At 57.0% G+C, this 14,399-nt stretch carries 10 protein-coding genes; 4 read left to right on the top strand and 6 right to left on the bottom strand.

The annotated features are described in order from the left end of the window. Positions 1-29: 29 nt before the first annotated feature. From WHX55_RS11515 to treP, 3 genes are all read right to left on the bottom strand, one after another. The gene (locus tag WHX55_RS11515) at positions 30-1,253 is read right to left on the bottom strand and encodes a carbohydrate porin (RefSeq protein ID WP_353742638.1); all 1,224 of its coding nucleotides are present in this window, start codon (positions 1,251-1,253) and stop codon (positions 30-32) included. A gap of 95 nt (positions 1,254-1,348) precedes the next feature. After that, complete coding sequence (treC, locus tag WHX55_RS11510; RefSeq protein ID WP_353742637.1) at positions 1,349-2,998, bottom strand: alpha,alpha-phosphotrehalase; 1,650 nt, start codon at positions 2,996-2,998, stop codon at positions 1,349-1,351. A gap of 116 nt (positions 2,999-3,114) precedes the next feature. Next, on the bottom strand, positions 3,115-4,557 hold the full coding sequence (gene treP, locus WHX55_RS11505) for a PTS system trehalose-specific EIIBC component (RefSeq protein ID WP_150752351.1): 1,443 nt from the start codon (positions 4,555-4,557) through the stop codon (positions 3,115-3,117). Positions 4,558-4,785: 228 nt separating this feature from the next. Between treP and treR the strand changes: the two genes are divergently transcribed. Next, entirely contained in the window at positions 4,786-5,490 is a 705-nt protein-coding gene (gene treR / locus WHX55_RS11500; protein WP_150727256.1) for a trehalose operon repressor, read from the top strand. A 266-nt stretch (positions 5,491-5,756) separates the two neighbouring features. Here treR and WHX55_RS11495 read toward each other — a convergent pair whose 3' ends face one another. After that, positions 5,757-6,227, bottom strand: coding sequence for an Lrp/AsnC family transcriptional regulator (locus WHX55_RS11495; protein WP_353742636.1), 471 nt, complete (start codon positions 6,225-6,227; stop codon positions 5,757-5,759). Between the two features lie 180 nt (positions 6,228-6,407). Between WHX55_RS11495 and WHX55_RS11490 the strand changes: the two genes are divergently transcribed. After that, complete coding sequence (locus WHX55_RS11490; RefSeq protein WP_353742635.1) at positions 6,408-7,673, top strand: MFS transporter; 1,266 nt, start codon at positions 6,408-6,410, stop codon at positions 7,671-7,673. A 306-nt stretch (positions 7,674-7,979) separates the two neighbouring features. Here the strand turns inward: WHX55_RS11490 and WHX55_RS11485 are convergent, their stop codons facing one another. Next, on the bottom strand, positions 7,980-9,839 hold the full coding sequence (locus WHX55_RS11485) for an ABC transporter ATP-binding protein (RefSeq protein ID WP_353742634.1): 1,860 nt from the start codon (positions 9,837-9,839) through the stop codon (positions 7,980-7,982). 436 nt (positions 9,840-10,275) lie between these two features. Here WHX55_RS11485 and WHX55_RS11480 point away from each other — a divergent pair, with 436 nt between their 5' ends. Continuing rightward, positions 10,276-11,925, top strand: a complete 1,650-nt coding sequence (locus WHX55_RS11480) for a DUF1254 domain-containing protein (protein WP_224789125.1) — start codon at positions 10,276-10,278, stop codon at positions 11,923-11,925. 39 nt (positions 11,926-11,964) lie between these two features. Further along, on the top strand, positions 11,965-13,578 hold the full coding sequence (locus WHX55_RS11475) for a DUF1254 domain-containing protein (RefSeq protein ID WP_219098044.1): 1,614 nt from the start codon (positions 11,965-11,967) through the stop codon (positions 13,576-13,578). 328 nt (positions 13,579-13,906) lie between these two features. Here WHX55_RS11475 and WHX55_RS11470 read toward each other — a convergent pair whose 3' ends face one another. After that, entirely contained in the window at positions 13,907-14,347 is a 441-nt protein-coding gene (locus WHX55_RS11470) for a CBS domain-containing protein (RefSeq protein ID WP_150727255.1), read from the bottom strand. Positions 14,348-14,399: the final 52 nt, after the last annotated feature.

Here is a 14,399-nt window from a genome sequence, read left to right as displayed (position 1 = left end):
CGATGGAGCGCGAGCTCCTACAGCATCGCTTATTTCCACCAGTACTCGACTTGCAATCCGACGTTCGCACCATGCAGCGCCGTGCCGAACGCGCCGGTATCGGACAACGCTGAACCTTGTGCCAGTTCATTGGCCGCACGTTTGGCCGCTTCGTTCCAGGTGGCATAGGTGTAGTACACACGCACCTCGGGACGTTCCCAGAACCCCGGGCCTTTTGGCGACCAGGTCGGGACAAAGGAGAATTTACTCAACTTGCGCGTACCGCCTGGGGCCTCGACCTGATCGTGTCCCAGTTCAGTCACCAACTTGAATTGATCGGTGATCGCGTAAGCCGGGCGAACGCCCAGGGAAATCCAGTTCTGGCCGTTACCGTCCGGGCGGATATCCTTCTGATAGACCGCTTCGACCTGACCACCAAAACGCGGTGTCACTTGCCAGTCGAAGAACTCCACCAGCCGGTAGCTCCTGTTGCTGTCGTCCAGGCCCACATCGCCGGTGTAACCCAACCCGGTGCCAGGCCCTTCGCCGTATTGCAGCGCCAGTTTGTTCTTACCGCCGAGGAAGTTTTTCTGCACATGCTGGGCGGTGATGGCCCAACCTGCGTGCGCATCGCTGCGGTCAGGTTTATCGATGTAACTGAGGCCAAACTCCAGTTCACCGCCGGGGTTGGTCTGAAAACCTGCGACGTTGAAATCCTGCCGGGTGACATAATCCTTCTGGTACAGGTTGTCCTTGCGCGAAAAGGCGTAGCTGTATTTCAGGTCGCGGATCTTCACATCCTCGATACCACCACCCGTGGCGCTCTGGTTCCAGTAGTAGAAGTCGGAAATATGGATGTCGTTTCGCTTGTAGTAACGCCGCCCGGCCCACAACGAACCACCATTGAGACTCGGCAAGTTCGACCATTGTGCGTACATCTGCGGCATGCGCACCGAGCCGTTATCACCGTTGAACGTCAGGTCTTTGTCGTACTGGTTGTACAACGAAGCCATGCCGTCGACGCTCAGCACCGAGCCGTCATCCAGGGTGTACACGTCCTGACGCAACTCCAGCTCGGCGTACTGCTCGCATTCGTTGCCCAAGCGGTATTTCGACTGGGCACCCTGCAGTTGAAAACACTGCTGGGAACCGCTGTTGACCGAAGTCCCGACGCCGCTACGCAAGTAACCGGCGAACTCCAAAGCCTGGGCCGAGAACGGCAATATCAGGCATGCGCACGATGCTGCAAGTTTGCGATTAATTGTTGTTATCAAGAGGCATCTCATTATTTTTATTGTGCTCATCCGGTAAAATCTGCGCGCAAGAAACCCCACGCAGTGCTCTGCGCGTTGTTTGAAGTGCGTGTTTTTTAGTGGTCGGTCAGGTGCAAGACGAACGACTCGTATGGCCGCAGGAACAGCTGGCGACTACGTGCCTCACAATCCGGGAAGTTGCTGATCACCAGGCGCTGCAACATACAGTCGGTGATTACCTGCTCCGGCAACTCGACTTCACACGCTGAGCCATAGAAGTTATTCACCACCAGCAGGCGCTCACCTTCGCCCTCACGCAGGTACACCCAGACCTGCGGGTGCGTGGGCAGGAGCTGGCGAAACACACCGTCCTGAATCAGCGGTTCGCTGTGGCGCAGGGCAATCAACTGGCGATAGTGGTGCAGCACCGAAGTCGTGTCGTCGAGCTGGTTTTCGACGTTGATCTGCATGGCGTTGGCCGGCACGCCGATCCAGGGTTCGGCACTGCTGAAACCGGCATTGGGTTGCATGTTCCAGTGCATCGGGGTGCGACTGTTGTCGCGGGATTTCTGCATGATCGCGCTCATGCTCGATGCCTCGGACTCCCCGGCATCACGCTTGAGCCGGAAGATGTTCAGCGTCTCGACATCGCGGTACTGCTCGATGCTCTCAAAGCCCGGGTTGGTCATGCCCAACTCTTCACCCTGATAGATGAACGGCGTGCCCTGAAGAAGATGCAGCGCGGTGCCGAGCATCTTCGCCGACACCACGCGGTGTTCGCCGTCATCACCAAACCGCGAAACCACTCGCGGCTGATCGTGGTTACACCAGAACAGTGCATTCCAGCCGCCACCGGCCTGCATGCCGGTCTGCCAGTCGGAAAGGATGCGCTTGAGTTCGAGGAAGTCGAAGTCAGCGCGAACCCACTTCTGCAGGTTCGGGTAATCAACCTTCAGGTGATGAAAGTTGAAGGTCATCGACAGTTCTTTCGAGTCCGCTCGCGAGTAACGAATGCAATGTTCCAGGCTGGTGGAAGACATCTCGCCGACGTTGATCAGGTCATGGCCTTCGAAGACTTCGCGGTGCATTTCCTGCAAGTAGTCGTGCACGTTCGGGCCGTCAGTGTAGAAACGCCGACCGTCGCTGTTGTCCTCGGGAAAGTCCGCCGGCTTCGAGATCAGGTTGATCACGTCCAGGCGGAAACCGCCGACGCCCTTGTCACGCCAGAAGCGCATCATCCTGAAGACTTCAGCGCGCACCTGCGGATTATCCCAGTTCAGATCGGCCTGAGTGTGGTCGAACAGGTGCAGGTAGTACTGACCGGTTTGCGCCTCGAACTCCCAGGCCGAACCACCGAACTTTGATTCCCAGTTGTTCGGCTGATCGCGCCAGATATAGAAGTCGCGGTACGGGTTATCGAGACTGCTGCGGGCCTGCTGGAACCACTGGTGTTCGATGGAGGTGTGATTGACCACGATATCGAGCATCAACTTGATACCGCGTTTGCCAGCCTCGGCGATCAGCAACTCGCAGTCAGCCATGGTCCCGTAGCTCGGGTCGATGGCGTAGTAGTCGCTGATGTCGTAGCCATTGTCGCGCTGGGGCGAACGCAGGAACGGGGTGATCCACAGACAATCGACACCCAGCCATTGCAGGTAATCGAGCTTGGCCACCACCCCGAGCAGATCGCCCGTGGGGTTGCCGGCGTGGCTGTGAAAACTCTTCGGGTAGATCTGATAGATCACCGAACGTTGCCAGTCTTGCATGGCGTATTCCTTCAATTGGTTTTGTACTGGCCCTGAGGGCCTCATCGCGAGCGAGCTCGCTCCCACAGTTGATCGCATCCCAATGTGGGAGCGAGCCTGCTCGCGATAGCGATCTGTCAGGCGACTCGATATCCAGGCCGGACAATCTTCATGCTCAAGCCACAGGTCAAAACGAACGGCACGACCATGGCGATGACCATCCCGACCACGAACATCGGAATGAACTGCGGGATGATCGAGATGAAACCGGGCAAGCCACCGACACCGATCGCCGAGGCCTGAATCTTGTTCAGCGACAGGAACATGCAGCCCAGCGCCGAGCCGATCAACGCTGCGTAGAACGGAAACTTGTAGCGCAGGTTGACGCCGAACATCGCCGGTTCGGTGATGCCGAAATAGGCGGATATCGCTGAGGTCGAGGCCATGCTTTTATCCCGCGCACTGCGGGTCATGTAGAACACTCCGAGTGCCGCGCTGCCTTGTGCGAGGTTGGACATGACGATCATCGGCCAGATGAAGGTGCCGCCCTGAGTGGAAATAAGCTGCAAATCGACCGCAAGAAACATGTGGTGCATGCCGGTAATCACCAGCGGCGCATACAGCAGACCGAAAATGGCCCCACCGACCATCGGCGCCAGGTCAAACAAGGTCACCACGCCTTCAGTGATCAGAATCCCCAGGTGACGGGTCACCGGACCGATCACGGCTAGCGCCAACACCCCGGTCACGACGATCGTGGTAATCGGCACCACCAGCAGTTGAATGGCATTGGGTACCCGCGCCCGCAGCCATTTTTCAATGACGCTCATGACGTAGGCGGCCAGCAGGATCGGCAGAATCTGACCTTGGTAGCCGACCTTCTCGATCTTGAACCAGCCAAAAATATCGAAATACGGCAGGCTCTGGCCGTCCAGCCCGGCCACCGCCTTACCGTAGTTCCAGGCGTTGAGCAGGTCCGGGTGAACCAGCATCAGACCCAGCACGATGCCAAGGATTTCACTGCCGCCAAAACGCTTGGCTGCCGACCAGCCGACCAGCGCCGGGAGGAACACGAACGAGGTGTTGGCCATCAGATTGATCAGGCTCCAGACACCGTCCAGCGTCGGGTAGGCCTCAAGCAGGGTCTTGCCGGCAATGAACATGCCTTTGGCGCCGATCAGGTTGTTCACCCCCATCAGCAGGCCGGCAATGATCAGCGCCGGCAGAATCGGCATGAACACATCGGAGAACACCCGCACCAGACGCTGCATGGCATTGGTTTTATCGACACCCTTTTGTTTCACGTCGGCGATGGTCGACGCAGCAAGCCCTGTCTGCTCGCGCAGCGCGGCGTAAACCTTCTCGACTTCGCCGGGACCGATGACGATCTGAAACAGGCCGCCGGTGAAGAACGAGCCTTTGACCAGGTCGATCTGATTCAGCGTCGTGCTGTCGACCCGCTGTGGGTCTTTGAGGGCCAGGCGCAGACGCGTGACGCAATGTGCGGCCTGTTCAAGGTTGTCAGCACCACCGAGGCTATGAAGCAGCTCGCTGGCGATAGTCGCGTAATCGTGGCTCATGCTTTTTCATCCACTGTGTTTTTTGTTGTTTGGCAGCATGCCGAAGCGAAAAATACTCGTCTGTACGAGTTAAAGCAATAACTCGTACAGACGAGTTGGAATTTATTTATCGATGGCCCGCCCAGCGGCGATATTTGTGACAGCCACGACCGCCCCGCCATTTGTGCAATAGACAAACCCTCACGCGTTCCCTAAGGTTCCTCCCTTGAGCACAACGCAGCCATTCCCATGAGCAAATACAGCCAGATCTACAGCGATCTGCTTACCAGCATCACCACCGAACGGCTGGAACGCGGCGCCCGACTGCCTTCCGAAACCGAATTGATGGAGAGTTACCGGGCCAGTCGCGGTACTGTGCGCCAAGCCATAGAACTGCTTCAGGAACGCGGTTTCGCGCAAAAAATTCACGGTAAAGGCACCTTCGTGCTGTCGCCCAATCCGATCGAATTCCAGCTCGGCGGTATCGTCAGTTTCCAGGAAACCCACCCAAGGCTGGGCAATGATGTCAGCACCGAGGTGGTGGCGTTCGAGCAGTTCCCCCTGCAAGGTGCCTTGCGTGAACACCTGAAAGCCGAAGAAGGTAGCCTGATCACGCGGATCAAACGCGTGCGTCGAATCGATGGCAAACGGGTCATCCTCGACATCAACCACTTCGTCGCCGATCTTATTCCGGGGCTGAATTGCGAGATTGCCGAGCATTCGATCTATGCCTTCATCGAACAGACGCTGCAACTGCAAATCAGCTACGCCCAGCGCACCATCGAAGCCGTACCGCGAGGCAAGGACGACCAGCAGCACCTTGATCTTGAGGGGCAGAGCCATGTGATTGTGGTCAGCAACCAGACCTTTTTGCAGGACGGCCGGCAGTTCGAGTACACCGAGTCGCGGCATACCCTGGACAAGTTTTACTTTTCGGATGTGGCCAGGCGATGAAGGGGTATCAACATGCCTGCTGCAGAACAAGGTCAAGTCTTACCTTGATGTGGGTTATGACATAAAAGTTGATAAAGGATGCGAAATTGCACTCTACTTGACCACCCGCTTGCATTCGACCTGACCAGTCATTTGCATTCGTTCTGAGCACCGATTACATCGGATTTGACCAGCACGCTTTGTAACCATGATCGGCAGAGAACGGCCAGGAGCGGACTCTGGCGTCGGTAATGCAAGCGGCCGTTTAAACGCTACGGAGATCTGGTTCAGACCGGCACACTAGTGGTGTACTTCACCCGCGATAGCGCGAACTGTGAGCTGGCATTCGCGACAGATGAATGTCGCAACAGGGTGCGCATCAAGAATTGCTCATAATCTCGAATATCAGCTGCAACGATCCGAAGCAGATAATCCCATTCGCCCGATACGGTATAGCACTCGAGAATGTTCTCCTGGTCTGCGACGAAACGTTCGAAGGCTTCGGCATCGTGCTCGCCGTGGGACTTGAGCCGCAGCGAGCAGATCACGTCAACATCGCGATTGACTGCCCGCCTGTCAATCAAGCGAACGGTAGCCCCCAGGATGCGTGCTTCTTCCAATGCCCGGACTCTTCGCCAACAGGAGGCTGGCGAACTGGACACCGCTTCAGCCAGCGCAGTGCCATTGAGGCTGGCATCGGCCTGTAAGGTACGAAGAATACGTCGATCCAGATTATCGAGCTGAATGGATTGTTCCATTTTAAGCCTACTTGTGAATTCAGGATTTCATAGTAGTGCACCACCGCGGAATACTGATCAAACAATTTCTGCTTCAGCCGGCAAACTAGTCACTCAGTTTGTTCGTCACTCTTGCGCCCAAACGCAAACCTCAAAGTGCTCCGCGCCTACGTTCGGGCGCGCTGTCGCGGTGGAGATATCATGCAGAAAATCAGTTTTTCGCCGGCCGGCATCGTCATCCTGTCGGGCGTGGTCGCTGCCCTGCACTTGGGCAAGGTGTCCCCGGCCATTCCCGCTCTCCAAGTCTCGTTGAACCTGACGATGGTACAGGCAGGGTTCCTCCTATCACTCATGCAACTGGCGGGCATGCTTGCCGGCGTTATGATTGGTGTATTCAGCGATGGCCTGGGGCTTCGCAGAAGTATCATTAGCGGTCAGACTATCCTGTGCCTCGCCAGTGTCGTTGGTATGGGGGCGCGGCAGCCTGATGAGCTGCTGATGCTTCGAGCCTTGGAAGGCTTAGGCTTCTTACTCACAACATTGTCGACGCCTGGATTGATACGACAACTGGTTTCTCGCGAGCGCCTGGCTTTACATCTGGGGTTGTGGGGATGTTACGTAGCGATGGGTACGTCCATGGTTTTTGTCGCCGGCCCCACATTGATAGCAGCAATGGGATGGCAAGGGTGCTGGGGCGTTCCGGCCATATGTTCGGCTGCAATGATTATCTGGCTTGTGCGAGCCGTGCCATCCGATCGACAGCGACGGCCACCAGAGAGCACCTCTGCGCGGTGGATTACAGCACCCAGTGAAGCCTGGGCCCATCGACTATGGACAGTACTGAAGGCGTGCGGCCCTTGGCGTGTGGGTATCGCCTTTGCCATGTACTCGGGGCAGTGGATTGCCGTCATCGGTTTTCTGCCGTCTATCTATGCCGATACCGGCTTGTCGGGGCCGAAGGCAGGCGCGCTGACGGCGCTGGCCGCGTTCATCAATATCAGCGGAAGTGCCTCGGCAGCTTTGTTGCTGCATCGGGGTATCAGTGCCAGGCGGCTGTTATTGGTCGGATACAGTTGCATGGCAATCATGACGCTGTTCGCTTTTGGCCAGTTCACTCAAGGCATGCCTGTCGTGCGTTATGGCGCCGTACTGATTTTTTCAGCCGTTGGCGGCGTAATCCCGGGAACGCTATTCATGATCGCCGTGAGCGTTGCGCCCAACGAACGAACAGTGTCGACAGCTGTGGGTTGGGTGCAGCAAATTTCATCAATGGGCATGTTTGTAATGCCCCCACTGCTGGCCAAGTTGGCCGGTTGGGCTGGTGGATGGCATTGGACTTGGATAGCGTCAGGACTGGTATCTTTGATTGGCCTACTGCTTGCGACTGGCTTAGCAAAAGACGATTACGTTCCCTCTACACCTATACCAGAGAAGGATTATCTGTCAGGGCAGGATAGGTGCAACTGATTGTTTTGAGGCAAGTGAGCGTCTGTTTTTGGTCGATTGCAATCCTTCACGACAGGCAGCAATCGGCCATTTTCCGACCGGCAGCTATGGGTCCAGAGTGTGTAAAAACGCATGCGCCGTTTTGAAGTCTGCGTTGCTACGTAAAATCTGCTGGTGCTTGTGTAATCAGCAGACCAGAAATTTGCGTAGGAGCGCAATTTTTGTTCCAGCCCCGACGATCAAACGTGTTCTAAAACATTTTTTACACAGCCTCGGTCGAGAGCAGCCCTTGCCAAGTGGCAATGGCCGTGCCCCTCCCCTTCACGCTCACACCTGATCCATAGCCTCGACTACTCCCATATCCTCACCCAGGAACCCGCCGCTTTGATGCTGCCACAGCCGCGCATAGACGCCGTTCTTCCCAAGCAATTCGGTGTGAGTGCCTTGTTCGATGATGCGTCCGTCATCCATGACGATGAGCCGGTCCATGGCCGCAATCGTGGACAGCCTATGGGCGATCGCGATCACGGTCTTGCCCTGCATCATTTCATCGAGGCTTTCCTGAATGGCGACTTCGACTTCCGAGTCCAGCGCGCTGGTGGCCTCGTCAAGCAGCAGGATCGGGGCGTTCTTGAGCATCACACGGGCAATCGCGACGCGTTGGCGCTGGCCGCCCGACAGCTTGATGCCGCGCTCACCCACGAGAGTGTCGTAGCCGGTATTGCCTTGCCGGTCGCTCAGTTGGCTGATGAACTCATCGGCCTGGGCATTGGCCGCGGCGTTGCGGATTTGCGCGTCGGTCGCATCGGGACGGCCGTAGGCGATGTTGTCGCGAATGGAACGGTGCAACAGGGAGGTATCCTGCGTGACCATGCCGATGGAGCTGCGCAAGCTATCTTGCGTCACGTGTGCGATGTTTTGGCCATCGATGCGAATCTCCCCGCTGTCAACGTCATAGAAGCGCAGAAGCAAGTTGATAAGCGTGGATTTGCCGGCGCCGGAGCGGCCAACCAGGCCGATTTTTTCGCCCGGGCGGATGCTCAGGCTCAGGCCATCGAGCACCTGACGTTCGCCGTTGTAGTTGAAGCTCACCTTATCGAAGGTTACCGCGCCACCGGAGGTCACCAGCACGCCCGCACCCGGCGCATCCTTCACCTTTGGGCCACGGGTAAAGGTTGCCATGCCATCCTGCACGGTGCCGATGCTCTCGAACAGCGAGGTCATTTGCCACATGATCCAGTGCGACATGCCATTGATACGCAACGCCATGGCGGTGATTGCCGCCACGGCACCTGCGCCGACCTCACCCTGGTGCCATAGCCACAGAGCATAGCCACCGGCTGCCATGATCAACGCCACCACCAACGCCTGGTTGACGATCTCGAACTGGCTGACCAGGCGCATCTGGCGAAATCCGGTTTGCTTGAAATCCTCCATTGCTGCACGCGCGAAGTGCGCTTCACGATTGGAGTGGGAGAACAGCTTCACCGTCGTGATGTTGGTGTAGGCGTCTGAGATACGCCCAGTCATCATCGACCGCGCATTGGCCTGTTCCTGCCCGACTTTCCCCAGGCGAGGCACGAAGTACAGCATGGCCAGCCCGAACAACACGACCCAGGCAACGAAGGGCAGCATCAGTTTCAGGGCGAAGCCGCCGGCCAGTGCGATGATCGCAATGAAATACACCCCGATCCCGGGGGCGATCTCGATAAGGGTGAACAGCACGTCGCGCACGGCTAGCGCCGTCTGCATCACCTTGGTAGTGACCCGGCCGGAAAACTCATCGGAAAAAAACGAAAGGCTCTGCCGCAGCATCAAGCGATGGAAGTCCCAGCGCAGCCGCAACGGCAAGTTAATCGCCAATATCTGGTGCTGCACCATGGTGCGCAACGCCACCAGCCCGACACTGGCCACCATGACGATGCCCATGCCCCACAACACGCGACTTTCCTGCTTAGCCGCTTCACCGCCTGCCTGCCAGGTCGAGAGCAGGTCTACGACCTGCCCGAGGAAGGAAAACAGCCAGGCTTCGTAAATCGACACAGCGGCACTGAGCAGCGCCAGCGCAAGGATGTAACCGCGGGCGCCCCGCGTACAGGCCCACAGGAAGCGAGCCAGGCCGGCGGGTGGCGGAGGTACCTCGTCAGGAGGAAAAGGGTCGAGCCTTCGTTCAAACGCACGAAGCATGGTGTTCTCCAAAACGATCAAGTTGAGGAGATTCTGCCATCGAACGGTTGCATTGAGGGTTTTGCGAATTTGAGGTATCGCGCTGTTGGCAGGTTCCTTTAAGAGTTGGATTGCCCGGTGCAGGGCACTCATACATTGCCAAAGGTTTGCTCGACAAGTCTAAAACGGCCGGTATCGGGGGGGGATATTGGCCGGTTGCGGCCCTTCGCGACGGGCCGCGATCGGCCAATAGCAGACTTTCAGCCGAAGGCAGCAGATGGCCAACCCGAGTCTCATTAGGCCAATTCAGACGATCGTATCTTCTGAAAACTTATATTTTCTTTCCGGCATTGAGGGAGCAGCCTACTAAACTACAGAGGGCGGAAAATCCAGTTCATTGTCAATGCATTGCTGTCGAAATCCGCTGCCTTCGCCTTATCCTCTCAGAGGATTCCCCATGAACTCTGACATGAAGCATCTCCTCAACCAAATTGTGCTGAGCGTTGCACTGTTCGGGACTCTTCAGTCATACGCCCTCGCACAGATACCACCCTCAATCGCCACGCCTGACAAAGTCGAATCACGAATTGGTACGTTGGAGTATAAGGACGGTGCGCCGAGCACTGAGACCGTGGCGAAGGTCTATGATTACCTCGATCTGATGCACGGCGTCGAAGCATTCATGAACGCCTACCAGGGCGCTTCGGTGGCATCGATCTTCAAAGGTATTGAGGCGGCTGGGGTACCGAACAACACCGCCCTGATCTTCTCAGAGTTGATGGATGCCAAATCCCGTTTTCTGACCGCTAATGCGGACACTATCTATTTCTTCGTCAATTTGGACGCCTCCAAGGGCCCCATCGTGATTGAGACGCCACCACTGGCACTCGGTGTTGTCGACGACATGTGGTTCCGGTGGGTAACCGACTTCGGTCTGCCGGGTCCGGACCGGGGGGCGGGGGGCAAGTATCTATTTGTGCCGCCTGGCTACACGGGGGAATTGCCAGAAAGTGGCTACTTCGTTCAGAAACTGTCTACGACTCGTGCCACCCTACTTGGGCGCTCCTTTCTAGAGAAGAACGATCCGAAACCGGTGGTCGCGCGGATCAAGAATACGCTCAAGGTCTATCCCTACCTACCCGGCGGATACGGCACTAGCATCGGTTCTGCGCTGCAGGGGAAGGCGACGTTGGCGCACACGCCGGACCACAAACTGGATTGGGCCTTTCTGCGCCCCGTAGAGCCGGTGACGTTCACTGAAGGTAGCGGCAAGATTATAAACACGGTGCCGCCCAACGATTTCAGCTATTTCGAGCTGATCAATGACCTGGTGCAGAAGGAGCCGGCAGAGGCCCTCAATCCAGAAATCATGGGGTCGCTAGCGGCAATCGGCATTGTGAAAGGCAAGCCGTTCGAGCCAGATACGCGAATGAAGCAAATCCTGACGGAGGCGGCGGCCATCGGAACGGCGTCGGCCCGAACTCTCAATTGGCGACCACGACCAGCCGAGAGGTTCGCTTATTATTCCGACTCCGCCTGGTCGATGATGCTGTGGGTCGGTGGGTACAACTTCGAGACTCCGCCACCACAGGTCAGCGCCGAAGGCGCCATCACGCCTTACCCTCCCACCGGTGCCCGGACGCTCAACGCGCGCACGGCATTCTTCTTCTATGCCACCTACATCACCCCGGCAATGATGATGCGATTGACCGCCATTGGTTCGCAGTACATTGGCGCTTTCGTGGACTCCAATGGCGAATACTTCGACGGCGGCAAGACCTACAAAGTGACGCTACCACCCAATATCCCCGCCGAGAAGTTTTGGTCCCTGACCGTTTACGACAACCAGTCGCGCTCGATGCTCGATACTCCGCAACGCTACCCGAGAGCAGGCAGCCAGAGCTATCCGACGCCTGCCGCCCAACCGAATACAGATGGTTCCACGACGGTTTACTTCAGTCCCTCGCTGCCTGAAGGGGTCAACAGTGGTAACTGGATTCAGACCACTGCCGGCAAGGGGTGGAGCGTGATGCTGCGTCTCTACAGTCCGCTTGAACCGTTCTTTACCAAGGCCTGGCGTCCGAGCGAAATAGAATTAGTGAAGTAGTTCAACGACATTTAATTGCACCTTAAAAGGAGCAAAGCATTGAACAAGTCATGTTACGCAAGCTTCGGATTGTGGGTGGCGCTGGTGACACCCATATCGGCAGTGGAGCAAGTGTCCGAGCAAACGCGAGCATCGATCTCAACGCCTGACAGGGTCGAAACGCGTATCGGCGCGCTTGACTTCAAGGACGGCGCACCGGACCAGGCCACACTCGACAAGGCCTACGACAACCTTGACTTCACCTACGCGCAGCGCGCTTTCGCGGACACCTATCAGGGTGTAAGTCTCCACGCGATCCGCAAGGGGTTGCAGAGTGTCGGGGTGAAAGACAATGAAGCCATCATCTTCTCCGAGTTGATGGATTCCAAGTCACTTTTTTTGACCACCAATGCCGACACGATCTACGCAGTGGGTGCGCTCGATCTGACAAAGGGCCCCATGGTGCTGGAGACGGCACCGGGAATACTCGGCGCGATCCAGGACTACTGGTTCGGTTGGATTGTCGATATTGGCTTGCCTGGACCCGATCGTGGCGAGGGTGGCAAGTACCTGATCGTGCCGCCGGGCTACAACGGCCCCCTTCCCGAAGGTGGGTTCACCATTGCCCATTCGCCCACCAACCATGTGATGTGGTTCGCCCGTTCATTTCTAGCTGACCACAATGACCCGAAGCCGGTGGCTGACGGTATTCGCAAAGCCACGAAGATCTATGCCTACGAGCCGGGCGGCGCTGGCACCGCCATCGCCGAATTTCTATCGGGAAAAGCGCCGTTTGCGCGGATCAGTCCGTCGACGCCAGCGGTGTTTCATGAAGCAAGCGGCATGGCGATGAACACCATTGCGCCAAACGATTTCAGCTATTTCGAATTGCTCAACGAGGTCGTCCAGCAGGAACCGGCCAGCTCCCTCGACCCGGAGTTGATGGGGCCGATCGCCGCCATCGGCATCATCAAGGGCAAGCCTTTTACACCCGATGCACGGATGAAAAAAATCCTCACCGAAGCAGTCACCACTGCCAATGCCATCTCACGCAGCCTGTTCATGAAGCCGCGTGATGCCAGTTGGTACTACTACCCCAACTCGACTTGGTTTAACCCGCTTTTCGTTTCCGGCTATCAATTCGAAACGCCGATTCCAATGATTACGCGCGAGGGTGCCAAGCCCTTCCCACCCACAGGCTATCGCCAAATGGACGCCCGCCGTTGGTACTTCTATGGCGTGACCGGCATCACACCTGCTATGGCCATGCGTGTGCCAGGGATCGGCTCGCAATACCTTTTCGCTACGGTCGATGCCGACAAGGATTACTTCGACGGCGCCAAGACCTACAAAGTATCGCTGCCCAAGGGGATTCCGGAGTCGAATTTCTGGTCGCTGACGCTCTACGACAACCAAACACGCTCGATGCTCGACACGCCACAACGCTATCCGCGCGCCGGTAGCCAGAGCTATCCATCGCCCTCTGCCGAGGCAAGTGGCGATGGCTCCACCACGGTGTATTTCGCTGCGACACAACCCAGTGGAGTGAGCGCTGGTAATTGGATTCAAACCGATCCTAAGAAAGGTTTTTTTGTCATCCTGCGCCTTTATAGCCCCACGGAACCGTTCTTTGCCAAGCAATGGCGGCCGAGCGAAATCGAACAGGTGAAGTGAACGCCTCAACGCACCCAGGAGGCGCAACTACGGAGCTTTCCTGTGAGCAGGCTCACTGGTGGCTGTTTTGTGACATACATCAATCGGCAAATAGATGCCTGTCTGAAGGGCATAGGGTCGTTCTCTGCCGGTCATGGCCACGCAGCGTGATGGTCAAATCCGATGCAAATGATTGGTCAGGTCGAATGCAAATGGGTGGGCAAGTCCGTGCAATTACCTATAAAGGAAACTTCAGTAAGCCGTGCGGTTACGATAGGGATGTTTATAACGGGTTGTTTACCCTGGTCCTGTACTCATAAGCCTTCGATCCACCCTCCCCCCGGTCGTTTCAATGCCCGCGAATGTAGTGTTCCAGTTGCCGGATCAGCTCGGCCTGCTCGACGATGGCTTCTTTGACCAGATCACCAATCGACAACAGGCCAATCAGTTGGTCGCCCTCCACCACCGGTAGATGGCGCAGATGACTGTCGGTCATGACCGCCATGCAACGTTCAATGCTCTGCTGACTGTCTGCTGTCACGACGGGCGCGCTCATGATGGCCCGGACCGGCGTACCGACCGAAGAGCGCCCCTGTAGAACGACCTTGCGCGCATAGTCGCGTTCGCTGATAACGCCGACCACCTGCCCCTCCTCTATGACGGGTAGAGCACCGACATTTTTTTCCGCCATCATCTTCAACGCTTCAAGCACCATCTGGTCTGGCGCGATGCTATGCACCCGCCGGTTCTGCACGGCCTTGAGCTTCAGCAGTTGTGCGGCTGTTTTCATACGAACCTCCGATACTGTTTGTCATTGATCATCGACTCCGCCGGAGCCTGGC

It is taken from the genome of Pseudomonas fluorescens, from assembly GCF_040448305.1.
Classification (GTDB): Bacteria; Pseudomonadota; Gammaproteobacteria; order Pseudomonadales; family Pseudomonadaceae; genus Aquipseudomonas; species Aquipseudomonas fluorescens_BH.
This window is presented reverse-complemented; position numbering and strand designations above follow the sequence as displayed.